Here is a 23,693-nt window from a genome sequence, read left to right as displayed (position 1 = left end):
CTACTCGCCCGCCGACTGCCGCTCGAGGAGCTCGGCGACGCGGGTGCGGATGAGCTCGGCCACGTGCTCTCGATGCTGGGTCGCGTCGATGACGAGGAACCTGCCGGGGTCTGCTGCGGCGAGGGCGAGGAACGCCGAGCGGACGGAGTCGTGGAACGCCTTGGACTCCGCTTCGAGCCGATCGTAGGTGCCGCGGGTCTCGCCGATGCGGCGGCGGCCCTCTTCCGGGTCGAGGTCGAAGAGCACGGTGAGGTCGGGAAGGAGGCCGCGCGCGGCCCAGAGCGAGAGGTCTCTGACCTCGTCGGCGCCGAGCTCACGACCGGTCCCCTGGTACGCGATCGAGGAGTCGAGGTACCGGTCCTGCACGACGATGTCGCCGCGCTCGAGGGCTGGCCGCACGACCGTCGCGATGTGCTGTGCGCGGTCGGCGGCGTACAGGAGCGCCTCGGCTCGCGCGTCCATGTGCCCCTTGCGGTGGAGCACGAGCTCTCGGATGTCGGCGCCCAGGTCGGTGCCGCCTGGTTCGCGGGTGCGCACGACCTGCTGGCCGAGCGAGTTCAGCCAGTTCTCGAGCAGGCCCGAGTGCGTCGACTTCCCTGCCCCGTCGCCGCCCTCGAGCGTGATGAAGAGGCCCGTCATTCGGTGGCTGCTGCTTCGCTGGCCTTGGCCGCCGGCTTCTTGGCGGGTGCGCGCTTCGCGGCCGGCTTCTTCGCGGCGGTCGTCTTCGCCGTCGTCGACTTGGCCGCCGGCTTCTTCGCGGCAGGCTTCTTGGCGGCAGGCTTCTTCGCGGCCGTGGTCTTGCGCTTCACCGGTCCCTTGGCGCGCTTGTCGGCGAGCATCTGCACGGCCTCTTCGAAGGTGACATCCTCGGGGTTCGCGCCCCGTGTGACGGTCACGTTCGTCTCGCCGTCGGTCACGTACGGCCCGAAGCGGCCGTCCTTGATCTTGATCGGCTTTCCGCTGACCGGGTCGGCTTCGAACTCCTTGATCGCGGCCTTCGTGGTGCGAGCACCGTACTTGGGCTGCGCGAACAGCTCGTGCGCCGCTTCGAGCGTGACCGTGAAGATCTCGTCCTCGCTCGTGAGGGAGCGGGTGTCGGTCCCCTTCTTCAGGTACGGGCCGTAGCGGCCGTTCTGCGCGGTGATCTCCGCACCTGTCTCGGCGTCGACGCCGACGACCCTGGGCAGCTCGAGCAGCCCGATGGCCTGCTCGTAGGTGACCTGCTCGGGGATCATGGACTTGAAGAGCGATGCGGTGCGCGGCTTGTCTGCCGCGGCGGCCTTCTTGGCGCGCGGCTTCTTGACGGGACGCCCCTCGGCCGCAGCGGCTTTCGCCTCCGCCTCTTCCGCGAGTGCCTTGGCCTTCGCGTCCGCCTCCGCGGCGGCCTCTTCAGCTTCGGAGGGGCCTTCGGTCACGTAGGGGCCGAAGCGGCCGTCCTTGACGAGGATGCGCTTGCCGGTCTCGGGGACGACGCCGAGCACGCGGTCGGTCTGGATCGGTGCCTCGACGAGCTCGATCGCCTTCTGGGCCGTCAGCTCGTCCGGGGCCAGCTCCTCAGGCACGTTCACGCGGCGAGGAGTGTCGCCCTCCGTCTCCGGCGCCACCTCGAGGTACGGGCCGTAGCGTCCGATGCGGAGCACGATGCCGTCGGCGAGGGGGGTGGAGTTGATCTCACGGGCGTCGATCTCACCGAGGTTGTCGATGACGCCGCGCAGGCCCTTGTGGTCCTCGGTGCCGAAGTAGAAGCCACGCAGCCAGTCGTTGCGCTGCTCGGACCCTGCGGCGATCCGGTCGAGGTCGCCTTCCATCTGCGCCGTGAAGTTGTACTCGACGAGGTCGTGGAAGTGCTCCTCCAGGAGGCGGACGACGGAGAAGGCCGTCCAGCTGGGGACCAGTGCGCTGCCGCGCGGTGCGACGTAACCGCGGTCGATGATCGTGGAGATGATCGACGCGTAGGTGGACGGACGGCCGATGCCGAGCTCGTCGAGGGTCTTGACGAGGCTGGCTTCCGTGTAGCGCGGGGGTGGGCTCGTCTCGTGGCTCTTGGCGTCTGCCGTCTCGGTCTCGAGCTTCTGGCCCTTCTCGAGCGGCGGCAGCTTGGCCTCCGCGGTCGTCGAGTCGTCGCGCGCTTCGTCCTTTCCCTCCTCGTAGGCGGCGAGGAAGCCGCGGAAGGTGATGACGGTGCCGGATGCCTGGAACTCCGCCGCGCGGCTGGTGACCGTCCCCTGCGCATCGGACACGTCGACGGGCGAGGCGTCGATCGTGACGGTGGCCGTCTGCCCCTTGGCGTCGGCCATCTGCGAGGCGATGGTCCGCTTCCAGATGAGGTCGTAGAGCTTGAAGTCGTTCGGGCTCAGCTTGGGGCGCAGCTCGCTGGGAAGCGCGAAGGTGGACCCTGCTGGCCTGACCGCCTCGTGCGCTTCCTGCGCGTTCTTCGACTTGGAGCCGTAGAGGCGGGGAGCGGCGGGGACCGTCTCGGCGCCGTAGAGCTTCGACGCCTGCGTGCGGGCCGCGTTGAGGGCCTGCGACGAGAGCGACGACGAGTCGGTACGCATGTAGGTGATGTACCCGTTTTCGTACAGCGACTGGGCGACGCTCATCGTCTGGCGGGCGGTGAAGCGCAGCTTGCGCGCAGCCTCCTGCTGGAGCGTCGAGGTCGTGAACGGCGCGGCGGGGCGGCGCGTGTACGGCTTGGACTCGACGGAGGAGACCGTGAGGGGCACGGTGCCCGCGGTGAGCTGCACGGTCAGCGTGGTCGCCTCGGCCTCGCCAAGGATCACGCTGGTGTTCTTGAGCACACCGTGATCGTCGAAGTCGCGTCCGGTGGCGACGCGCTCGCCGTCGAGCTTCGTGAGGCGGGCGACGAAGGCTGCGCCGTCCTTGCCGGGCTCCGGCGCGAAGCGTGCTTCGACGCCCCAGTAGCTGGCCTTGACGAAGGCGAGGCGCTCGCGTTCGCGGTCGACGATGAGGCGTGTCGCCGCTGACTGCACGCGGCCGGCGGAGAGCCCGGGGCCGACCTTGCGCCACAGGACCGGGGAGACCTCGTAGCCGTAGAGACGGTCGAGGATTCGTCTGGTCTCCTGGGCGTCGACGAGGTGCACGTCGATGTCGCGAGTCCGGTCCTTGGCCGCCTCGATCGCCTCGCGGGTGATCTCATGGAAGACCATGCGCTTGACGGGGACCTTCGGCTGGAGCACCTGCAGGAGGTGCCAGGCGATGGCCTCTCCTTCGCGGTCCTCATCAGTTGCGAGGATGAGCTCGTCGGCGTCCTTCAGAGCTCGCTTGAGCTCGGCGACGGTCTTCTTCTTCTGCTCGGAGACCACGTAGTAGGGCTCGAAGCCGTTGTCGACGTCGACGCTGAACTTGCCGAGGGAGCCCTTCTTGAGTTCCGGCGGGAGGTTCTTGGGCTCGATGAGGTCGCGAATGTGTCCGACGGAGGCGAGCACGGTGTAGTCATCACCGAGATACTGCGAGATGCTCTTCACTTTGGTCGGCGACTCGACGATGACCAGTGTGTTGCTGCCTGACACAAGCGTTCCTTGGATGGGTCTGCGTGCTTTCGCACGGCGATTCCGGCTGGCCGGAGTGATGTGGGGGCTGTTGCCACCCGTCGGCGCCCATTATATGGACGGGCTGGTCTGTGAACGGGCTGGCTGAAACGGAAGGCTTCCAAATGCTGGCGGCTCCGCCTCACGTCTTCTCGTTCCGGCGGCGGTCCTGCCCTCGACGATTCCGAAAAGACGAACGGGCCGGACTCTACACGAACTCGCACAACGGCCTCCCGGCCATCGGTCGCGCACTCCTCCAGCGATGCGCCGTTCGCCTCGACGACGCGACCCGCTTCCGCACACGGTTCTCCGTCCAGATACCCCGAGGCGACGTCCGCCGCCGCGAGCGCCCCGGCATCCGCGGCCGCCTGCGCAGCTTGCCTGGCGGGGAAGGCAGCCAGCATGCCGATCGCGCCGATGGAGATCGCGAGGACGAGCAGCCCGACGGCGAGCACGACGACCCCGACGGCGCCGCGCTCTCCGGCGAGCTTCGCGGCGATCACCGGCCACCACCGAGAGCGCAGGCGCGTGCGGCGACCGTGACGGGCAGCTCCCGCTGGCCGAGTTCGAGCGGCGCGGATGCGAGCGCGCACACGAGCCCATCCGCGTGGCTGATCTCGAGCTTCGCGTCGGGCACGAGCGCCTGGATGCGGGCACGCGCGATGGCCTCGTCGTCACCCCTGGCGATGAGCCTGACCGAGTCGGCGACCGCATCCTGCAGCCGCACCTGCACCACGACGCCTTGGAGTCCGGCGAGGCACAGCGCGAGCAGGAGGACGACGGCGGGTGCGACGATGGCGAACTCCGCGGTCGCGGAGCCCCGGCACGAGCGGGCGAGCTGTCGCCACCGCGGCACCCGGAGCATCATTCGTCCAGCGTGAGCGCGGTCCGGATGATGTTCTCGAGCAGTTCGCGGACCTCGTCGCTCTGCATGATGACGACGAGGAGTCCCGCGAAGGCGACGGCGGCCATGGTCGCGATCGCGTACTCGGCGGTCGCCGCACCCTCCTCGTCGTGGAGACGGGCTCGGAGTCTCGTGAGGATGGCGCGTGGGCCTGCGCTGAGGCGGTCGTTGGTGAGCAAGGTTGTACCTCTCTTATTGGTTGTCAGTTCGGAGTCGGCACGAGCGTCGAGGGGCAACCGTCTGGGCTGCCGAAGGAGTGGCGGCGGCGGCGCGCCTTCGAGGCGCGCATCACAGCCGCGAGATCGTCTGGGTGAGCACCGCGAGGATGAGCGGCGCGACGCCGAGGAGCAGGAACGCGGGGAGCACGCAGAGCCCGAGCGGCAGCATGAGGCGCACTCCGAGCTGCGCGGCGTTCCGGCTCGATGCGGCTCGGGCGTCTCGGCGCTCCAGTGCGGCCTCGCTCCGGAGGAGCTCGGCGGCGGGCACTCCGGCGTCTCTGGCGAGGTCGAGGACCCGCTCGATGCGACCGTCTGAGCGCGAGGCTTCCCGAATCGGCCGGTCGCCGTGGGCCAGGTCGGCGTCTTCGAGGACACGCTCGACCTGATGCAGGACGGTGCCGGCGGATGCCCCGCCGAGCATGCCGAGCGCCGTCAGGTCGAGTGCAAGGCCCGGCACCGGGTCTCGTCTCGAGGCCGCCGCGATGAGGGCGCGGTTCCAGAGGTGCGCGGTCGTCATGAGCGCGAGGCCGCCGACGAGGCAGGCCAGACCGATGGGGGTGCCGAAGAGCACGGCGAGGCTGTCGAAGCCGAGCGCGAGGCCGAGCAGCACCCCCACTGCCGGCAGACCCATGACGAGGCGTGCGGCGCTGCTCGGGCCGGCGAGCGCGAGCTCCACATCGCGCTCGGCTGCTGCATGATCTCGGAAGGACTGCCCGAGGTTGGCGAGGCCGCGGGCGAGCGGGGCACCCGTGCGTTCGGCGAGCGACCACGCACAGCCGAGGGAGCGCCAGCTCGTCGCCTGCTGCTCTCGGAGTATCGCGCCGACGCGCTGGCCCGCACGCAGGCCTCGCGCGACCCGGAGCTCGACGGGCTCGGCGACGTCGACGCGCGGCGGCGCCACCCTCACGCGGAACACGGCGATCGCTCGTCGTCGCAGCTCGCCTCGGAGCGTGCTTCCCGCCCGAGCGCGATGACTCGCCGGGTGCGCCGACTCGGCTGCGGCGAAGCTCGCGACGTGCTGCCAGGCGGAGGCCGCCGTGGCGCCGCCGAGGAGCAGTGCGGCCAGGCGCTCGACGACCGCAGCCGTCTGCTCGGCCTCGTCGATGGCCTGCCTCGTCATGACCGCCTGGGCTCTCGGTGACGGGTTCCGGTCGCGCCGGTCCCCGTCCCCGCCTCAGGGAGGGACGTGGACCCGGCGACGTCGACGCCGGGCGCGCCCCGCGGGCGCGTCACCGTGGCGATCGCCAATCGACCAGCAGCATCGAGACGGAACTCGCCGATCTCCGCGAGTCGTCGATGCCCGGACGGGGTGCGCTCGACGTGCATGACGAGGTCGATGGCACTCACCGTCTGCCGCGCAACCGCGTCCGGTGTCATCCCCGCGAGCGCACCGAGGGCCTCCAGCCGGGAGGGCACGTCCGCGAGCGAGTTCGCGTGCAGCGTGCCCGCGCCGCCGTCGTGGCCGGTGTTGAGGGCCGCCAGCAGCTCCCGCAGCTCCGCGCCACGGCACTCGCCGAGCACGAGGCGGTCAGGGCGCATCCGCAGGGACTCGCGGACGAGGCGCTCGAGGGGCACGCTGCCCGCGCCTTCGATGTTCGCCTGCCTCGCCTCCAGCGAGACGCTGTGCGGGTGCGCGATACGCAGCTCAGCCACGTCCTCGATCAGGATGATGCGGTCCCGCGCATCGGCCTCCGAGAGCATGGCAGCCAGGAAGGTCGTCTTCCCGCTTCCGCCCGCACCGGTCACGAGGACGTTCGCTCGGGTCCGCACCGCCTCGCGAACGAGTTCCTCGACACCGGGAGCGAAGAACGCCTGTCGGTCGAGCTGCTCAAGCGTGAGCTGACGAACCTTCGGGGCTCTGATCGACAGCAGGGTGCCCGTGGTCGAGACGGGCGGGAGCACGGCGTGCACGCGGATGCCGTCGGCGATCCGCACATCCACGCATGGCGCGGATTCGTCGAGGTGCCGTCCGCCGGCCGCGACGATGCGGACCGCGAGTTCCCGCAGCGCCCGCTCGCTCGGGGCCAGCCAGGACTCCTCCCGCTCGGCGCCGCTCCCCCGGTCGACGTACAGCCCGTCGCAGCCGTTGACGAAGAGGTCGGTCACCTCGCCGTCTGCCACGTACCCGGCGAGCGGGCCGAACGCGTCCGCTTGGCCTCGGGTGAGCGAGCGCACCGATCGCGGTGTGGAGTCGTCGAAACCGGCGCGTGGCGGCAACGTGAGCGACGCGGCTCGGTCGGCTGCTGGACGAGCGACGAACCGCTGGGCGGGCGCTGCGCCGGAGCCTGAGGTGAAGGACATGCAGGAAGCGTACGAACGGCCGCGCTCGAGCGCGGGCGACGGTGCGCCGACTGGGGAGGAGCGTTCTCCACAGGTCCAGGAGCCGCAGAGTCGCGCGGTTAACTGAAGAGGCGCCCGGACAGGGGGATATCCGAGCGCCTCAGCTCATGCAGCGTTCAGGGGGGTTGATTGCTGCAGAGCGACGACAGTTGCGACAGAGAGCGAAACCATCGAAGTCCATGCTAGTGCATATTTCGCCCGAGACCACGTCTGGTTCCCAGACAATCGAAAAATGTTCGGCTGGGCTCTCACGACCGCACGGCTGCACAAATCCCGCACGCTGAAAGGCCGGTGGGCTGCGCTCCGGCGCTCAGAGACCGAGCGTCGAGCGCGTCGCCGCTGGCACTGCTGCCGGTTCACTTCCGCGGGACCCGGCGCCGCAGGGATCCTCCGAAGCGCTCCGACATTCCCCCCGAAAGGCGGGAGTCGGAGCACATGCTGGCTCCGTAGACTTCTCAGAGGCTGCGCCGCAATGAGGTGGCGCGGCATCGCAACGACGCGAAAGGACCTGTGGTGGCTGACAAGATCGAACACCTCCTGGAAGACCTCGAGACCTTCCCGCCCAGCGACGACTTCACGTCCTCCTCCCCCGTGCCGGCCGACCTCGGCGCACGGGCAGAAGAAGACCGGCTCGGATTCTGGGCCGAGCAGGCCAAGGAGTTGCACTGGTCGACGCCGTTCACCGAGGTCCTCGACTGGAGCGATGCTCCCTTCGCGAAGTGGTTCGCCGATGGCACGCTCAACGCGAGTTTCAACTGCGTCGACCGTCACGTGCTCGCCGGCAACGGCGACCGAGTCGCGATCTACTGGGAGGGCGAGCCCGGCGACAAGCGCACCATCACGTACTCCGACCTCCTCGGCGAGGTGAAGCGGGCCGCGAACCTCCTGGAGAGCCTCGGCGTCGCGGCCGGAGACGTCGTCGCCATCTACATGCCGATGATCCCGGAGACGGTCGTCGCGATGCTCGCCTGCGCGCGCATCGGTGCCATCCACTCGGTCATCTTCGGCGGCTTCAGCGCCGACTCCATCCGCAGCCGCGTCGAGGATGCGAACGCGAAGCTCGTGATCACGAGCGACGGCTCCATCCGCAAGGGGCGGATCTTCCCCCTCAAGGAGACCGTGGATGCGGCGCTCGAGGCAGACGGGCACACCGTCGAGCACGTGCTCGTCGTCCGTCGCGCCGACAACGAGCCGTCGCTGACCCCGGGGCGTGACCTCTGGTGGCACGAGGAGATCTCGCAGGTGAGCGATGAGCACGTCGCGAAGCCGTTCCCCGCCGAGCACCCGCTCTTCATCCTCTACACGTCGGGCACGACCGGGAAGCCGAAGGGCCTCCTGCACACGACCGGCGGCTACCTCACCCAGACGTCGTTCACGCACCGCACCATCTTCGACCTGAAGCCGGAGCAGGACGTCTACTGGTGCTCGGCCGACGTCGGCTGGGTGACCGGCCACAGCTACTTCGTCTACGGACCGCTCGCGAACGGTGCGACGCAGGTCATGTACGAGGGCACGCACGACACCCCGGACCTCGGCCGCTGGTTCGACATCATCGAGCGCTACGGCGTCACGATCTTCTACACGGCGCCGACGGCGATCCGCGGATACATGAAGTCAGGCAGGCAGATCCCCGCGAAGTACGACCTCTCCTCGATCCGCCTCCTCGGCTCCGTGGGGGAGCCGATCAACCCTGAGGCCTGGTCCTGGTACCGGGAGGTCATCGGCGGCAACCGCGTGCCCGTCGTCGACACCTGGTGGCAGACCGAGACGGGCGCCATCATGATCTCCGCGATCCCGAGCCAGGTCGCGCTCAAGCCCGGCGCAGCGCAGGTGCCTGTTCCCGGGGTGGTCGTCGAGGTCGTCAACGACAAGGGCGAGCGCGTCAACCCCGGCGAGATGGGGCTCCTCACGATCACGGAGCCGTGGCCGTCGATGACTCGAGGCATCTACGGCGACCGGGAGCGGTTCATCGAGACGTACTGGTCCCAGTTCCCTGGCCGCTACTTCGCCGGCGACGGTGCCGGCGTCGACAAGGACGGGCACCTCTGGCTGCTCGGCCGAGTGGACGACGTCATGAACGTCTCCGGCCACAGGCTCTCGACGACCGAGATCGAGTCGGCGCTCGTCGACCACCCGTTCGTCGCCGAGTCGGCGGTGGTCGGCGCGAGCGACGAGACGACGGGGCAGGCGGTCGTCGCCTTCGTCGTCCTGAAGGAGAGCAAGAAGGCGGAGATCGAGGCCTCTGACGCTCCGAAGGTGCTGCGCGAGCACGTGTCGACGAAGATCGGCGCGATCGCTCGCCCCCGTCAGGTGTATGTCGTCGCAGAGCTCCCCAAGACCCGTTCCGGCAAGATCATGCGGCGCCTGCTGCGCGATGTGGCAGACGGCAAGGCGGTCGGCGACACGACGACCCTGACCGACGCCTCGGTGATGTCGGCGATCTCCTCCGGCGTCGCATCCGGAGCCGCCGACGACGATTGACCCGACGCAGCCAGAATGACGGAAGCCCTGCACCCCTCGGAGGAGGGATGCAGGGCTTCCGTCGGTTGAGCTGCTCGCGCCGCGCGGCGGGCCGTTACTCGTACGCGACGATGAGGTCGACCTCGACCGGTGAGTCGAGCGGCAGCACGGCGACGCCCACCGCGGCGCGGACGTGCGTGCCCGCGTCGCCGAAGGCGAGCCCCAGCATCTCGGAGACGCCATTCGCGACGAGCGGCTGCTCGGTGAAGTCGGGGGCGGATGCGACGTAGACGGTGACCTTCACGACTCGCGTCACGCGATCGAGGTCGCCGATGACGGACTTGATGGCCGCAAGCGCGTTGAGCCCGGCGAAGGCCGCGAACTCGATGGCATCGTCGCGCGGCACCTCAGCGCCGACCTTGCCCTTCTCGGGGAGCGCTCCCTCGATGAACGGGAGCTGCCCCGACGTGTACACGAGGCCGCCGTGCTCGACTGCGGGCACGTAGGCGGCGACCGGAGCGGCAACCGGAGGTACCGCCATTCCCATCGCGCCGAGACGTTCTTCTACCTGGCTCATGCTCACTCCCCCGCGATCGGGCGCTTCATGTAGGCGACGGACCCGCCCTCAGCATTCGTGGAAACCTGCACCAGCTCCCAGCCCTGAGCACCCCAGTTGTTGAGGATGACGGTGGGGGTGTGCAACGGGAGCGGGGTGATGAAATATTCCCACTTCTGCATGGACGTCCTCCTGTGCGATGAGCGCTCAGGCTCTTCATGGGGTACTCATTGAACACTCCTGAAGACGCCACGAGCGGGTGTGACTTACCCTTGATCCTATGTCTGTCACGAATCCAGGGGCGCCCAAACGCAACATTCTGGGTGGCCTCCTAGGGCTGCTTGGTATGAGCGGAGTCGCGGGCGTGCTCGTCACGGCCATGATCACCCCGCTCATCGCCGTCACCGGCGTCGCCGCGAACAGCACCATCTCGCTGTTCGAGAACCTCCCGACGTACCTCGAGATCGGCTCACTGCAGCAGAAGACCGAGCTGTACGCCGCCAACGGACAGAAGTTCGCCGAGTTCTACAACCAGAACCGCGAAGAGGTCCCACTCGACCAGATCTCCCCGTACGTCGCCGCCGCGGCGATCTCGGTGGAGGACCCCAGGTTCCGCGAGCACGGTGGCGTCGACGTCATCTCGGCGGCGCGTGCGCTCGCCCAGTCCGTCATCGGCGATGGCGCGGCAGGCGCATCCACGATCACCATGCAGTACGTGCGCAACGTGCGCGTGCAGACGGCCGAAGCGATCCCCAATCAAGAGGAACGCGACAAGGCCTACCTCGAGGCGACCGAGACCACGACGGGCCGCAAGCTCCAGGAGATGCGTCTCGCGATCGGCGTGGAGAAGCAGTTCTCCAAGGACGAGATCCTCCAGGGCTACCTCAACATCGCCCTCTTCGGAGGCACCACCTACGGCATCGAGTCGGCCGCCCAGCGCTACTTCGGCAAGTCCGCGCTCGACCTGAACCTGCAGGAGTCCGCGAGCCTCATCGCGATCGTGCAGGAGCCGAACGCCTACCGCCTCGACGTGCCCGAGAACATCGAGCCGAACAAGGTGCGCCGCGACTACATCCTCATGCGCATGATGGAGGAGGGCGCGATCGACCAGGCGACCTACGACGCGACCGTCGTGCTGCCCGTCGAGCCCCGCCCGACGGAGCCGAAGCACGGCTGCGGCGCGGCCGAGGGCAACGCGCAGTACTTCTGCGACTACGTGCGGCTCGTCATGGTGCAGGATCCCGCCTTCGGCGACACCTACGAGGAGCGGCAGTTCAACTTCCAGACCAAGGGCTACCAGATCCACACGACCCTCGACCTCGACATGCAGGCTCAGGGCCAGGCCTCGATGGCCTCGTCCGTGCCCGCCTACGTCGACGGCATGGACATCGGCTCTGCCGCTTCCATGGTCGAAGAGGGCACGGGCCGCGTGCTCATGATGGTGCAGAACACCGCCTTCGGCGACACGGAGGAGTTGGCCGCTCAACCGGGCTACACCTCGGTGAACTACAACACCGACTACGAGTACGGCGGCTCCACGGGCTTCCAGGTCGGGTCGACCTACAAGATGTTCACCCTCGCCGAATGGCTGGCGTCAGGGAAGTCGTTGAACTCCTCGGTCAACGGCAAGGACCGCGCCTTCAACCTCGCGAACTTCCAGAACTCCTGCCTCGGGGCAGACGGCGGCTCCTGGTCGCCGACGAACGACGGCGGCTCGAAGGTCGGCAACGTGTCGGTCCGCCAGGCGACGTCGCAGTCCATCAACACGGCGTACGTGGCCATGGCCGAACAGCTCGACCAGTGCCGCATCCGCGACACCGCGATGGCCATGGGCGCGCACCGCGCCGACGGGGCCATCAACGAATCGAACCCGGCCGCAGTGCTCGGAACCAACACGATCGCGCCCCTGTCCATGGCAACCGCCGTGGCCGGATTCGCGAACGGCGGCGTCACCTGCACGCCCATCGCGATCGACAGCATCACGCTGCGCGACGGCTCATCCATCGAGGCCCCGAAGTCGACGTGCAACCAGGCGGTGACCCCCGAGGTCGCGGCCGGTGTGACCTCCGCCCTCCAGGGCGTGGCCAACGGCGGCACGGGCAGCGCCTCGAACCCCGGCATCGCACCGCTCATGGGCAAGACCGGAACGACGGACAGCGGCCTGCAGACCTGGATGGTCGGAGCCACCACGAAGGTCGGCCTCGCCGTCTGGGTGGGCAACGCCAGCGGCCAGGTCCCCATGTACGGCGTCGACCTCCCCCGTGCGGTCGGAAGCCAGACGCGTCACGTCATCTTTAACGACGTCATCGCCCAGGCGATGCGCACCTACGGCGGCGACTCGTTCCCCGAGCCGACCGGCAGCGCCGTCAAGAACGAGCAGGTGACGGTCCCCGACCTGACCGGAAAGACGACGGCTGAGGCGAAGTCCTCGCTCGAGGGGCTCGGCTTCACCGTGTCCGTCGGCAACGCCGTCGCATCCGATCAGCCGGAAGGCACCGTGGCGAGCACCCTGCCGAGCGCGAACACCCGCGTGACGCAGGGAACGACGATCACGATCAGCCCGTCGCGCGGGCCAGCCCCCACACCGACCACCGCGGCGCTCGTCGCACCGGACCTGGCGGGCCAGACACAGGAGCAGGCGCAGTCCACGCTCTCCCAGCTCGGCTTCAGCGGCACGATGGCGATCCTCACCGAGGAGAGCTCGACCGTCCCGAAGGGACAGGTGATCCGCACCGACCCGGCGCCCGGCGCGGAGCTGGAGCGCAGCGGTTCCATCCAGGTCTACGTCTCTTCCGGCCCCTAGCAGGCCATCGCACCAACTGAAACGAGTTCCACATGGCGAATTCCGTCGCCACCTCGGGCCAAGGAACCTCTTCCGGCCTCGGACCAGCAAGCGCCGTCGCCCTCACCCTCCTCGGGGTGGGGGCGGCGACCGCCATCTACGGCACGATGATCGAGCGCCGCGCGTTCCGCCTGCGACGCATCGAGTCGCGCATCCTGCCCCCGGGCTCGGCCCCGCTGCGCGTGCTGCACCTCAGCGACTTCCACGTCGCCCCCTGGCAGCGCAAGAAGCAGGACTTCGTCAGATGGCTCGCCGCCCTCCAGCCCGACCTCGTCATCGGCACAGGTGACAACCTCGGCCACGTCGATGCCGTCCCGACCGTCGCCAGCATGCTCGAGCCGTTCGAGGGGATCCCCTCGGTGCACGTGTACGGCTCCAACGACTACCTGGGCCCCGTCCTCAAGAACCCCTTCACGTACTTCAGCAGCTCCACCCACGTTGCGAAGAAGGCACCGCACCTCGACACGGAGGGCCTCACCGCCCACTTCGACCGCCTCGGGTGGACGCCCCTCAACAACGCTGCCGCCGTCCTCGAGGTCGCCGGCAGGCGCATCCGCTTCTTCGGGGTCAACGACCCGCACATCGACGCCGACGACTTCGCCGCGGCGGGCGAGGCGCTGCGAGACGCGTCGGAGGGCCAGGACTGGGACCTCACGATCGGCCTCGCTCATGCCCCGTACCAGCGTGTGCTCAGCGGCCTCGTCGACCTGGGCGCAGACGCGATCTTCGCCGGCCACACCCACGGTGGCCAGGTCTGCGTGCCCGGCTACGGGGCACTTGTCACCAACTGCGACATCCCGCGTGAGCAGGTGAAGGGCCTCAGCACGTGGACCTCGCGTGGCCGCAGCGCCGCCCTGCACGTCTCTGCCGGACTCGGCACCTCCATCTACGCCCCGGTGCGCTTCGCATGCCCACCGGAGGCGACCCTCCTGACCTTCCTACCCCGGGTATCGTGACCGCCATGGCAACAAAGCAACGTGGAAACCGGAAGCGCGGTCCTCTGACGCGCGTCCTCGGACTGGTCGGGGTGAGCGGCCTGGCCGCCGTCCTCATCACCGCGCTCGTGACTCCGCTGATCTCCGTCGCCAACATCGCGGACAACAGCTCGATCAACCTGTTCGAGAGCCTCCCCGACTACCTGGAGATCAACGAGCTCCAGCAGGTCACCGAGCTCTACGCCAAGCAGGGCGGGCAGGACGTGAAGTTCGCCCAGTTCTACAACCAGAACCGCATCGAGGTACCCCTCGACCAGGTCTCGCCGTGGGTGCCGCTTGCTGCCATCTCGGTTGAGGACCCGCGTTTCCGGGAGCACGACGGCGTCGACGTCATCTCCGCTGCGCGAGCCCTCGTGACCTCGGTCATCGGCGACGCCTCAGCTGGCGCCTCGACCATCACCATGCAGTGGGTCCGCAACGTGCGCGTGCAGGAGGCCGAGGCGATCCTCGACCCCGCCGAGAGCGAGAAGGCCTACATCGAGGCGACCGACCCGAACACGGGCCGCAAGCTCCAGGAGATGCGCCTCGCCATCGGCGTCGAGCAGCAGTACTCGAAGGACGAGATCCTCCAGGGCTACCTCAACATCGCCCTCTTCGGCGGCACCACCTACGGCATCGAGTCGGCCGCGCAGCGCTACTTCGGCAAATCCGCGCTCGACCTGAACCTGCAGGAGTCCGCGAGCCTCATCGCGATCGTGCAGGAGCCGAACGCCTACCGCCTCGACCGCGAGGAGAACATCGAGGGCAACAAGGAGCGCCGCGACTACATCCTCATGCGCATGATGGAGGAGGGCGCGATCGACCAGGCGACCTACGAGGCGACCATCGCGCTGCCGGTGGAGCCGAACGTCACGGAGCCGAACCACGGGTGCGAGTTCGCGGAAGGAAACGCGAAGTACTTCTGCAAGTTCGTGCAGCTCTCCGTGCTGCAGGACGAGGCCTTCGGTGCGACCGAGGCCGAGCGAAACTTCAACCTCGCCGGCAAGGGCTACAAGATCTACACGTCCCTCGACCTCGACATGCAGGGCGTCGCGACGCAGTCGATGCAGAACGCCGTGCCGTCCAGCTACCCGGGCACGGAGCTCGGCGCCGCCGCTTCCATGGTCGAGAACGGCACCGGTCGCATCCTCGCGATGGTGCAGAACACCCAGTTCAGCGAGGTGGCCGAGAACCAAGGCCAACCCGGTGTGACCTCGGTGAACTACAACGCCGATTACGAGTACGGCGGCTCCACCGGATTCCAGACTGGCTCGACGTACAAGATCTTCACGCTCGCCGAATGGCTCTCGTCGGGGAAGTCGCTCTACTCGTCCGTCCCAGGACAGAACCGCACCTTCTACCTCGAGAACTTCTCCAACACGTGCGAGGCCGAGTCAGACGGCCCGTGGGCTCCGACGAACGACAGCGGCCAGCGGGTTGGGACCGTCTCGGTCAAGTCGGCGACTGCCTCGTCGATCAACACCGCCTACGTGACGATGGCGGAGCGCCTCGACCAGTGCCGCATCCGCGACACCGCGATGGCCCTCGGCGGTCACCGCGCCGACGGAGCGATCAACTCCTCGGTACCCGCCGCCATCCTCGGCGCCGCCAACGAGATGGCCCCGCTCTCGATGGCAACTGTCATGTCAGGGCTCGCGAACAATGGCACGACCTGCTCGCCGACGGGCATCGACCGCGTGACGCTACCTGACGGCACCGAGGTCTCGGGCCCCGAATCCCGTTGCATCCAGGCCGTCTCGCCGCAGGTCGCGGCGGGCGTCGACGAAGCCCTCGCTGGCGTCGTCAACGGCGGCACCGGCTCGCGGTCGAACCCGGGCATCGTTCCCCTCATCGGCAAGACCGGCACGACCGACAACGGCCTGCAGACGTGGATGGTCGGGGCGACGACCAGGGTCGGACTCGCCGTCTGGGTCGGCAACGCCAACGGCCTCCTGCCCATGTACGACGTCGACCTGCCCCTCGCGGCGGGGAGCCAGACGCGTCACGTGCTCTTCAACGACATCATCGGGCACGCGATGACCACGTACGGCGGAGGCGACTTCCCCGAGTACGTGGAGGACGAGGACGCGCTGGTGCTCGCAACCGTGCCGGACGTGACCGGCCGGTCGACGGAGGAGGCACGCCAGGTGCTCGAGGGGCTCGGCTTCGGCGTGTCCATCGGGCCATCGGCCGACTCCGACCAGTCGCCGGGAAGCGTCGCGAACACCCTGCCGACCGCCAACACGCGTGTCGACAAGGGGACGACGATCACCATCCACCCCTCGGCCCTGTCGGAGGACGCGTCGAACGGACTCCTGGCACCGGATGTGGCGGGCAAGACCCAGGATGAGGCGACGACGCTGCTCGCGGGCGCCGGCTTCAGCGGGACTGTCACCGTGATCGCCGAGAAGAGCGCGAGCGTGCCGAGCGGGCAGGTGATCCGCACCGACCCCGCGACCGGCACTCCCATCGAGCCGACCGGCGACATCAGGCTGTTCGTCTCCTCTGGGCCGTAGGAGTTTCCGTTGCTCGCGCCCTCGGTTGGCGGCGCGAGCAACCTTCGGGTACTCTTGGGGAGTTCGCCGCTCAGCGGTGAGCGATCGGGGTGTGGCGCAGTTTGGTAGCGCGCTTCGTTCGGGACGAAGAGGTCGTGGGTTCAAATCCCGCTACCCCGACAGTTGTGTGATCGAAGAGGCCTGAGCTTGCTTGCAAGCTCAGGCCTTTTTCGTGCCCGCGTTCGGGCCCGCCTTCAGCCCTCGCTCCGAGAGGAACGCGCCCCGCGTGATGGTGTACTTTCGGCGGATGCCGTCAGTGTGGCCATCGTGCTGATCCCAGAAGACCTCGTCCGCCGCGTCGCGGGTCGCCCCGCCGACCTCGGGGTGGACGGCGACGAGTGGCTCCGCCGCCTGCCGTCTCTCATCGACGAGCGCCTCGACGCGTGGGAGCTGACCATCACCGGTGCGGCTCACAACGGCCATAACGCGATCGTGCTGCCGGTCGCTCGTCACGGGCAGCCGCAGGTACTGAAGCTCAGCTGGCCCCATCGGGAGGCAGCCGTCGAGCACCTCGGGCTTCGCCACTGGAACGGCGGGGGCATCGCGCGGCTCGTGGCGGCGCATCCGGCTGACTTCGCGCTGCTCCTCGAGCCCCTCGACGCGGATCTCGACCTGCATTCGGTCGAGACCGACGACGCGTGCCTCGTGATCGGCGGCCTCCTGCGGCGCCTCCACGTCGCTCCCCCGCATTCGGTGCCCGATTTCCGCGTCGAGGCGCGCGACTGGATCGCGCCCCTGCGGGCGCATCCGCCTTCGGTGCCTCGCCGGTGGGTCGACCGCGCCCTCGACACGTTCGACTCGCGTCCCTACGAGCCGAGGCTGCTGCACCTCGATCTGCACTACGGGAACGTGCTCGCCGCCGAGCGGGAGCCGTGGCTTGCGATCGACCCGAAGCCCGTCGCGGGTCCCGCCGGATTCGAGGTGTACCCGGCGCTGCGAACTCGTGTCGAGGACTACCGGGGCGGTGCGCTCATGCACGCGGAGGTACGCAGCCGGGTCGAGCTGATCAGTGGCGAGGCGGGCATCGATCTCGATGACGCCAGGGAATGGTGCATCGCGCACGCCATTCTGAACGCGCACCAGGTCTCGGAAGAGGGGTGGCCCACGCTCGTGACCCTGCACCTCGCGATCGCGAAGGCGCTGTCCGACCTCTGAGACACCGACATCAGCTGTTTTTCGTTTGCCGAATGACTGCCTCAATCTGATTTAAGTCTTGCGTTTGGGTTTCGGACCACGCATGATCATGTGATGGATGCAGACGTCGTCGTCATCGGACTCGGAGCCGCCGGCTCGTACGCGGCTTGGAATCTGGCCTGCAATGGCGCGAGCGTGCTGGGCCTCGAGGCGCAGACCCTCGTCCATGACGACGGGGCCTACTCGGGCGAGAGCCGCCTCTTCCGCGCGGCCTACCACGAGGGGTCCCACTACGTGCCCCTGCTGCTCGCGGCCCGTCATGCCTGGCTCGAGCTGGCCGAGGAGAGCCGGGCACCCATCTTCCAGTCGACGGGCGTGCTCTCGATCGGCTCCCCCGACGACCCTCGCCTCGAGCAGGTGCGCCGCTCCCTCGCCCACGCCGATATCCCGCACGCGGCCCTGTCGACGGCGGAGCTCCGGAGCCGCTACCCGCAGCATGAGCAGCTGACCGACGAGATCGCCGTCCTCGACGAGCTCGGCGGTGCGCTCAGACCCGAATCGGCCGTGACCGAGATCCAACGACGCGCGAGCGCCGCGGGCGCCGAGCTGCGCGGAAGCACGGCGGTGCTCTCGATCGAGGAGACCGCAGGCGCAGTGCACGTCACCACAGCGGACGGCACGCTGAGCGCCAAGCAGGTCATCGTGTCGGCAGGGATCTGGACCCCACAGCTCCTCCCGGAACTCGCACCGCACCTGACGATCAAGCCCATCGCGCTCACCTGGTTCGCGCCAGAGAACCCCCACGACTTCGCACCCGAGGTGTTTCCCGCGTTCATCCGAGACCACGGCAACGTGCATATCTTCGGCGTCCCGACCCTCGACGGCTCGCTCGTGAAGGCCGGCTACGACGCGAAGTGGGGAGACATCGACGCTCCCGAGCAGCTCGAACGCCGCCTGAGCGTCGCCGAGCGCGCCAAGATCTCGCACGACATCCATGCGCGTATCCCGGGCCTGCCAGACTCGATCGCCAAGCACTCCGTGCACGCAGACCTCTTCACGTTCGACAAGACCCCGATCATCGGGAGGATCAGCAAGCGCATCACGGTGGGCACCGGATACTCGGGCCATGGCTTCAAGTTCACCCCGGTCTTCGGCGACATCCTCGCCGACACCGCCTTGGGCCGCACACCGGAGTTCGACATCTCCCCCTTCGCGCCGCAGCGGTTCAGCGCGTGAGCGAGATCAGCCTGAAGCAGCTGCGCTGCTTCGTGGCCGTCTACACGGAGCGCAGCTTCACCCGAGCCGCGAAGCGACTCGGACTCGCGCAGTCGCCCGTGAGCCAGGCGGTCGCGGCCCTCGAGGCGCAGCTGGGCGTCACCCTCTTCGAACGCGGCGGACGTGACGTCGTCCCGACGCCGGCCGCCGAGGCGCTGTACCCGGAGGCGGTGGAGATCCGCCGTCGAGCAGAGGGCCTCCAGCACCTCGCGTCGACGGCCACCGAGGAACGCGCGAAACGGGTGCTGCGCCTCGGATCGATCAGCTCACTGTTCTCCAGCGCGCTGCCGACTCTGCTCCGCGCCGAGCCGCTGTCGCCCTACGCCGTCACGGTCTCCGACGGTGGCACGACGGACCTGAGCAGGGCCGTCGACGACGGCGACCTCGACGTGGCGCTGCTCCGGGACCTCTCGCCGGACAGCGACCGGCACGCGGTCGCCTTCCGCGAGCGCCTCTGCGTCGCCGTGGCGGCCGACCATGAGCTGACCGCGCAGCAGATCGTCTCGGCCGAGCAGCTCCGCGACTTCCCGCTCGTGCTCTTCGATCGCGGGCGCGCGCCGCTCGCCTTCGACCTGACGGCGAGCGCGTTCCTCCGTTCCGGCCACCCGCTCCGAATCGCCGCGCGCGTCACGAACGAGCAGGCCATCCTCGGTCTCGTCAGCGCCAGGCTGGGCATCGCGCTCGTGCCGCAGTCGCTCGCGCTGCACCCGTGGCCGGGGGTGGCGTTCCGTGAGCTGCAGGACGCGGAGCACAGCTATCCGCTGGCAGTGCGCGTCGCGGCGGGCGACCCGCTCGGCCTGCTCGGGCCGATCAGCTCGGCGCTCCACGGCTGGGCCGCTCAGAACTCGCTCATCCGCTGACCCCGCCCATTCCTCCCGGCCAGCGACGACCGGATTCACGATCCCCAACGCACAGAAAAGAGTTCTCGTGGAGTACACGCCTCAAGCTCTCCTCGTCGATGCCGGCCTCATCGGCATGCTCCTCATCATCGGCACCCTCGCGAGGGCGAAGATCAAACCGCTGCAGACGATGATGATCCCCGCGTCGGTCATCGCCGGTGCGCTCGGCTTGCTGCTCGGTCCGAACGGGCTCGGGCTCCTTCCCTTCTCCGACCAGCTGGGCACATACGGCTCGCTGCTCATCGTCCTCGTGTTCGCGTGCCTCGCGCTCACCGACGACTTCAACATCTTCAAGATCGGCCGCAACGTCGCGGGGTTCGCCGCCTATGGCGTGCTCATGTACTCGCTGCAGGTCGTCATCGGCCTCGTGCTGGTGCTCGTGCTCCTCGGCCCTCTGCTCGGGGCTCCAGACAGCATCGGCCTCATGCTCTTCGCGGGCTGGGCGGGCGGCTTCGGCTCGGCGGCGGCGATCGGGGCGGTGTTCGCGGATGCGGGCCAGCCGGAGGTGCAGTCGATCGCGTTCACGGCGGCGACCGTCGGCATGCTCGTCGGCGTGGTCGGCGGCATCATCCAGGCGAAGATCGGTGCGATGCGTGGCCACGCGAAGGAGTTCGCTGGCATGAAGAGCATGCCGGAGGACCTGCGCACGGGTGTGCTCGATCAGATCAAGACGCGGCCCTCGATCGGCACGCACACCTTCTCCGGTGGGACGATCGAGTCGCTCGCGTTCCAGGCGGCGATCGTCGCCGGGGTGTCCGCCGGCGCCTACGGCATCAACCTGATGCTGGGCGAGCTGCTGCCCGCCGTGACGTTCCCCCTCTTCTCGATCGCGTTCATCGTCGGCCTCGTCCTGCGGGGGCTCATGGCCGTCTCGAAGACGCGCAAGTACATCGACCCCGACTCGCTGCGCTCCATCTCCGGCGCAGCCACCGACGTCCTCGTCGTGTGCGGCATGGTCTCCATCGTGCCGAGCATCGTGGCCGACAACTGGCTCGCCCTGCTCATCCTGTTCCTCGTCGGTCTCGCGTTCTGCCTGTTCCTGGGCTTCTTCGCGGCGCCTCGACTCATGCAGGACGGGTGGTTCGAGCGCCAGCTGTTCACGTGGGGCTGGGCGACGGGTGCCGTCGCGACCGGCATCGCCCTGCTTCGCATCGTGGACCCGCGCATGAAGTCGCGCACGTTGGAGGACTTCTCGATCGCCTACCTGCCGGTCGTGCCCGTCGAGGTCGCGGCGATCACCTTCGTGCCGTTGCTGGTGATCGGCGGTGCTGCGTGGGCCGCTGTCGGCATCTGGGGCGCGATCGCGATCGTCGCGGCGATCGGCGGGGCCATCGTGATCTTCACGGGGCGGAAGGCGCAGCGAAGCCCCGGCGGGGAGTCGGGCAGGGCCGCCGCGGTCGGACGCGGCTCGAGCTCGAAGTAGGGCTCGAGCCCGAGCCGTCGAGCATCACCCTCGCAGGATGCCTGCGGCGTACGCGGCCTGGCCGACGTGCTGGGCCGCGTCGTCGATGATGCTGACGATGCGGGCGGCGCGCGTGACGGGCGGGTCCCACTGCTCGTCGACGATCTCGCCGAGCGCATCCGGGCTGAGCGAGCGGATGTACGTGCGCAGTGCATCCGTCGCCGCGCGCAGGTAGTCGAGCAGCAGCGTGGCATCGTCGACGATGACGGCGCGCGCCTGGGCCGTCGAGTGCCCGTAGCCGACCGAGTCGCCGAGCTCGCCGAGGCCGAAGCGGGCGTCGAAACCCTCAGCTGACCAGGCCTCGGGAACACCGGAGAGGGCCGTGAGCTGCACGTCGATCTCGCGCGCCGTGTGCCAGAGCAGCCAGGCGATCGAGTTGTCGTGGCCGCCCGGATGCGCGTTGAGGGCATCTGCGGTCAGCTCGCCCGCGAGGCGCTCGGCAGCCTCGACGGGGCGGCTCGCGAAGTCGTCGAGCACGGCGATCACGTCGCCGCTCATGCGCGCGAGCGTCCGAGGTGCACGAGGTCGTGAGCAGCCTCGATGGGCTCTGGGTTCGGGCCGGGAGGGGTGCCGTCGCCGAACGGCGACCCGCCGAGCTGCTCGCGGAAGTGCGGCAGCTTCCAGTTGTGGAGCTCCGGGCCTGCGGGGACGATGCCGCTCGGGTTGATGTCTCGGTGCACCTCGTAGTAGTGGCGCTTGATGTCGACGAAGTCGGTCGTGTCGCCGAAGCCTGGTGTCTGGAAGAGGTCGCGCGCGTAGGCCCAGAGCACCGGCATCTCGCTCAGCTTCTGCCGGTTGCACTTGAAGTGGCCGTGGTACACGGCGTCGAAGCGGGCGAGTGTCGTGTAGAGACGCACGTCGGCCTCGGTGATCGTGTCGCCCATGAGGTAGCGACGTGTCTCGAGGCGCTCCGAGACGATGTCGAGTGCCGCGAAGAGTCGGTCGTAGGCCTCGTCGTAGGCTTCCTGCGATCCCGCGAAGCCGCACCGGTAGACGCCGTTGTTGATCTCGGTGTAGATGTGCTTCATCACGGCGTCCATCTCGTCGCGCAGCACCTCCGGGTAGAGCTCGGGGGCGCCGTCGCGTTGGAACTCGGTCCACTCGGTCGAGAAGTCGAGGGTGATCCACGGGTAGTCGTTCGTCACGACGCCGCCGCTCGGCACGTCGACGATGGCGGGCACGGTGATGCCGCGGGGGTAGTCCGGGAAGCGCTTCAGGTAGGCGTCCTGGATGCGCGGGATGCCGAGCACCGGGTCGAGCTCGCCCGGGTCCTTGTCGAAGGTCCACGAGCGCTTGTCGTGCACGGGGCCGCAGATGCCCATCGAGATGGTGTCTTCGAGGCCGAGGAGCCGGCGGACGATGGTCGAGCGGTGCGCCCATGGGCAGGCGCGAGCGACGACGAGCCGGTAGCGTCCGGCTTCGACGGGCCAGGTCTGGATGCCCTCGCCGACCGAGCGCGCATCCTTCGTGATGCGGTCGCCGATGTAGTTGGTGTCGCGGTCGAAGGGCTGCCCGGCCTTCGAGTACACGCCCTGCTCTGCCGCTTCTTCGCCGTCTGGTCGTGCGTCCTGCGTCGCCTGAGTCATATCGCAATCCTAGGAAGCGGATGTGGATGCTCGCTGGGGGCGAGTCGGGCCCGTCGCGGAGGCCTCTCGGGAATAAATTCACTAGGCCACGACATAACTAGAGTGTCGTCCTGCGACTGCCGGGCGATGCACCGCAACGAAGGAGAAGCATGTCTCGGTTCACCGACAAAGTCGTTCTGATCACCGGCGGAGGATCCGGCCTCGGCCGCGCCACCGCGGTCCGCGTCGCGAGCGAGGGCGGGAAGCTCGCACTCGTCGACATCTCGGAGCAGGGCCTCGAAGCGAGCAAGGCGGCCATCCTCGAGACCGCTCCTGACGCCGAGGTCTTCACGACGACCGCGGACGTCTCCAGCGAGGCCGACACGGACGCCTACGTCGCCGCCACCCTCGAGCGCTTCGGCCGCATCGACGGCTTCTTCAACAACGCCGGCATCGAAGGCCGCCAGAACCTCACCGAGGACTTCGGCGCAGACGAGTTCGAGCGGGTCGTCTCCATCAACCTCCGCGGGGTGTTCCTCGGCCTCGAGAAGGTGCTCAAGGTCATGCGCGAGCAGGGCTCCGGCTTCGTGGTGAACACGGCCTCCGTCGGCGGCATCCGCGGCGTCGGAAACCAGTCGGGCTACGCTGCCGCGAAGCACGGCGTCGTCGGCCTCACCCGCAACTCGGCCGTCGAGTACGGCCAGTTCGGCGTGCGCGTCAACGCCATCGCGCCCGGTGCGATCTGGACGCCCATGGTCGAGAACTCGATGCGCCAGCTCGACGCGGAGAACCCGAAGCAGGCAGCAGAGCAGTTCATCCAGATCAACCCCACGAAGCGCTACGGGCAGCCCGAGGAGATCGCAGCGGTCGTCGCGTTCCTCCTGTCGGACGACGCGAGCTACATCAACGCGGCCGTCGTTCCCATCGATGGCGGCCAGTCGGCGAAGTACTGATCGGCGCA

General features: G+C 68.7%; 20 protein-coding genes and 1 tRNA gene. 10 read left to right on the top strand and 11 right to left on the bottom strand.

The annotated features are described in order from the left end of the window. The 7 genes from tmk to C5E06_RS03360 all read right to left on the bottom strand — a co-directional run bounded on the left by tmk (position 1) and on the right by C5E06_RS03360 (position 6,971). Positions 1-639 (bottom strand): dTMP kinase, encoded by a 639-nt coding sequence (gene tmk / locus C5E06_RS03390; protein WP_104306000.1) that lies wholly within the window; start codon positions 637-639, stop codon positions 1-3. Further along, the gene (gene topA / locus C5E06_RS03385; RefSeq protein ID WP_104243158.1) at positions 636-3,530 is read right to left on the bottom strand and encodes a type I DNA topoisomerase; all 2,895 of its coding nucleotides are present in this window, start codon (positions 3,528-3,530) and stop codon (positions 636-638) included. The genes tmk and topA overlap by 4 nt, the downstream gene beginning before the upstream one ends. After that, complete coding sequence (locus C5E06_RS19775; RefSeq protein WP_181058017.1) at positions 3,482-4,051, bottom strand: Rv3654c family TadE-like protein; 570 nt, start codon at positions 4,049-4,051, stop codon at positions 3,482-3,484. Before C5E06_RS19775 ends, topA begins: the two co-directional genes overlap by 49 nt. Beyond that, on the bottom strand, positions 4,048-4,416 hold the full coding sequence (locus C5E06_RS03375) for a TadE family type IV pilus minor pilin (protein WP_258063373.1): 369 nt from the start codon (positions 4,414-4,416) through the stop codon (positions 4,048-4,050). Before C5E06_RS03375 ends, C5E06_RS19775 begins: the two co-directional genes overlap by 4 nt. Then, positions 4,413-4,631, bottom strand: a complete 219-nt coding sequence (locus tag C5E06_RS03370) for a DUF4244 domain-containing protein (RefSeq protein WP_181058019.1) — start codon at positions 4,629-4,631, stop codon at positions 4,413-4,415. Before C5E06_RS03370 ends, C5E06_RS03375 begins: the two co-directional genes overlap by 4 nt. A gap of 109 nt (positions 4,632-4,740) precedes the next feature. Further along, positions 4,741-5,790 carry a type II secretion system F family protein gene (locus C5E06_RS03365; RefSeq protein ID WP_104305998.1) on the bottom strand — a complete coding sequence of 350 codons (1,050 nt, stop codon included), beginning with the start codon at positions 5,788-5,790 and terminating at the stop codon, positions 4,741-4,743. Next, on the bottom strand, positions 5,787-6,971 hold the full coding sequence (locus C5E06_RS03360; RefSeq protein ID WP_104305997.1) for a TadA family conjugal transfer-associated ATPase: 1,185 nt from the start codon (positions 6,969-6,971) through the stop codon (positions 5,787-5,789). The genes C5E06_RS03365 and C5E06_RS03360 overlap by 4 nt, the downstream gene beginning before the upstream one ends. A 552-nt stretch (positions 6,972-7,523) precedes the next feature. On the opposite strand from C5E06_RS03360, the gene acs reads away from it, so the two are divergent. After that, positions 7,524-9,491 (top strand): acetate--CoA ligase, encoded by a 1,968-nt coding sequence (acs, locus tag C5E06_RS03355; RefSeq protein ID WP_104306060.1) that lies wholly within the window; start codon positions 7,524-7,526, stop codon positions 9,489-9,491. Between the two features lie 94 nt (positions 9,492-9,585). Here the strand turns inward: acs and C5E06_RS03350 are convergent, their stop codons facing one another. Both C5E06_RS03350 and C5E06_RS19170 read right to left on the bottom strand, forming a co-directional pair. Next, complete coding sequence (locus C5E06_RS03350; protein WP_104243168.1) at positions 9,586-10,047, bottom strand: RidA family protein; 462 nt, start codon at positions 10,045-10,047, stop codon at positions 9,586-9,588. A 2-nt stretch (positions 10,048-10,049) separates the two neighbouring features. Next, positions 10,050-10,208 (bottom strand): hypothetical protein, encoded by a 159-nt coding sequence (locus C5E06_RS19170; protein WP_181058021.1) that lies wholly within the window; start codon positions 10,206-10,208, stop codon positions 10,050-10,052. Between the two features lie 164 nt (positions 10,209-10,372). Here C5E06_RS19170 and C5E06_RS03345 point away from each other — a divergent pair, with 164 nt between their 5' ends. From C5E06_RS03345 to C5E06_RS03310, 8 genes are all read left to right on the top strand, one after another. Then, positions 10,373-12,829 (top strand): transglycosylase domain-containing protein, encoded by a 2,457-nt coding sequence (locus C5E06_RS03345; protein ID WP_181062878.1) that lies wholly within the window; start codon positions 10,373-10,375, stop codon positions 12,827-12,829. A 32-nt stretch (positions 12,830-12,861) separates the two neighbouring features. After that, positions 12,862-13,824: a metallophosphoesterase gene (locus C5E06_RS03340; protein WP_104305995.1), complete on the top strand. Its 963-nt coding sequence runs from the start codon at positions 12,862-12,864 to the stop codon at positions 13,822-13,824. Between the two features lie 5 nt (positions 13,825-13,829). Next, positions 13,830-16,358 carry a transglycosylase domain-containing protein gene (locus C5E06_RS03335; RefSeq protein ID WP_181059513.1) on the top strand — a complete coding sequence of 843 codons (2,529 nt, stop codon included), beginning with the start codon at positions 13,830-13,832 and terminating at the stop codon, positions 16,356-16,358. Between the two features lie 85 nt (positions 16,359-16,443). Then, positions 16,444-16,517, top strand: a tRNA-Pro gene (locus tag C5E06_RS03330). A gap of 147 nt (positions 16,518-16,664) precedes the next feature. Further along, positions 16,665-17,552, top strand: a complete 888-nt coding sequence (locus C5E06_RS03325; protein WP_181062877.1) for an aminoglycoside phosphotransferase family protein — start codon at positions 16,665-16,667, stop codon at positions 17,550-17,552. 93 nt (positions 17,553-17,645) lie between these two features. After that, entirely contained in the window at positions 17,646-18,767 is a 1,122-nt protein-coding gene (gene solA, locus C5E06_RS03320; RefSeq protein WP_104305992.1) for an N-methyl-L-tryptophan oxidase, read from the top strand. After that, positions 18,764-19,666 carry a LysR family transcriptional regulator gene (locus tag C5E06_RS03315; RefSeq protein ID WP_104243181.1) on the top strand — a complete coding sequence of 301 codons (903 nt, stop codon included), beginning with the start codon at positions 18,764-18,766 and terminating at the stop codon, positions 19,664-19,666. Before solA ends, C5E06_RS03315 begins: the two co-directional genes overlap by 4 nt. 67 nt (positions 19,667-19,733) lie before the next feature. Beyond that, positions 19,734-21,128 (top strand): sodium/glutamate symporter, encoded by a 1,395-nt coding sequence (locus tag C5E06_RS03310; RefSeq protein WP_258067474.1) that lies wholly within the window; start codon positions 19,734-19,736, stop codon positions 21,126-21,128. A 24-nt stretch (positions 21,129-21,152) separates the two neighbouring features. Here C5E06_RS03310 and C5E06_RS03305 read toward each other — a convergent pair whose 3' ends face one another. Continuing rightward, positions 21,153-21,665, bottom strand: coding sequence for a DinB family protein (locus tag C5E06_RS03305; RefSeq protein ID WP_104305991.1), 513 nt, complete (start codon positions 21,663-21,665; stop codon positions 21,153-21,155). Then, a complete protein-coding gene (locus tag C5E06_RS03300; RefSeq protein ID WP_104305990.1) occupies positions 21,662-22,753 on the bottom strand; it encodes a glutathione S-transferase family protein in 1,092 nt (363 codons plus the stop codon). The genes C5E06_RS03305 and C5E06_RS03300 overlap by 4 nt, the downstream gene beginning before the upstream one ends. A gap of 149 nt (positions 22,754-22,902) precedes the next feature. Here C5E06_RS03300 and C5E06_RS03295 point away from each other — a divergent pair, with 149 nt between their 5' ends. Next, the gene (locus C5E06_RS03295; RefSeq protein WP_104305989.1) at positions 22,903-23,685 is read left to right on the top strand and encodes a glucose 1-dehydrogenase; all 783 of its coding nucleotides are present in this window, start codon (positions 22,903-22,905) and stop codon (positions 23,683-23,685) included. Positions 23,686-23,693 lie beyond the last annotated feature (8 nt).

The organism is Pseudoclavibacter sp. RFBI5 (genome assembly GCF_002931395.1).
In the GTDB taxonomy this organism is placed as follows: Bacteria; Actinomycetota; Actinomycetes; order Actinomycetales; family Microbacteriaceae; genus Pseudoclavibacter.
Note: the sequence above shows the minus strand (reverse complement) of the source record. Positions and strands in the feature narration are given on the sequence as shown.

Bases quoted from the DNA above. Each gene is read 5' to 3' on its own strand.
- tmk (WP_104306000.1), bottom strand. From the start codon at position 639: ATGACGGGCCTCTTCATCACGCTCGAGGGCGGCGACGGGGCAGGGAAG.
- C5E06_RS03375 (WP_258063373.1), bottom strand. From the start codon at position 4,416: ATGATGCTCCGGGTGCCGCGGTGGCGACAGCTCGCCCGCTCGTGCCGG.
- C5E06_RS03365 (WP_104305998.1), bottom strand. From the start codon at position 5,790: ATGACGAGGCAGGCCATCGACGAGGCCGAGCAGACGGCTGCGGTCGTC.
- C5E06_RS03360 (WP_104305997.1), bottom strand. From the start codon at position 6,971: ATGTCCTTCACCTCAGGCTCCGGCGCAGCGCCCGCCCAGCGGTTCGTC.
- C5E06_RS03350 (WP_104243168.1), bottom strand. From the start codon at position 10,047: ATGAGCCAGGTAGAAGAACGTCTCGGCGCGATGGGAATGGCGGTACCT.
- C5E06_RS19170 (WP_181058021.1), bottom strand. From the start codon at position 10,208: ATGCAGAAGTGGGAATATTTCATCACCCCGCTCCCGTTGCACACCCCC.
- C5E06_RS03345 (WP_181062878.1), top strand. From the start codon at position 10,373: ATGAGCGGAGTCGCGGGCGTGCTCGTCACGGCCATGATCACCCCGCTC.
- C5E06_RS03340 (WP_104305995.1), top strand. From the start codon at position 12,862: ATGGCGAATTCCGTCGCCACCTCGGGCCAAGGAACCTCTTCCGGCCTC.
- C5E06_RS03335 (WP_181059513.1), top strand. From the start codon at position 13,830: ATGGCAACAAAGCAACGTGGAAACCGGAAGCGCGGTCCTCTGACGCGC.
- solA (WP_104305992.1), top strand. From the start codon at position 17,646: ATGGATGCAGACGTCGTCGTCATCGGACTCGGAGCCGCCGGCTCGTAC.
- C5E06_RS03305 (WP_104305991.1), bottom strand. From the start codon at position 21,665: ATGAGCGGCGACGTGATCGCCGTGCTCGACGACTTCGCGAGCCGCCCC.
- C5E06_RS03300 (WP_104305990.1), bottom strand. From the start codon at position 22,753: ATGACTCAGGCGACGCAGGACGCACGACCAGACGGCGAAGAAGCGGCA.
- C5E06_RS03295 (WP_104305989.1), top strand. From the start codon at position 22,903: ATGTCTCGGTTCACCGACAAAGTCGTTCTGATCACCGGCGGAGGATCC.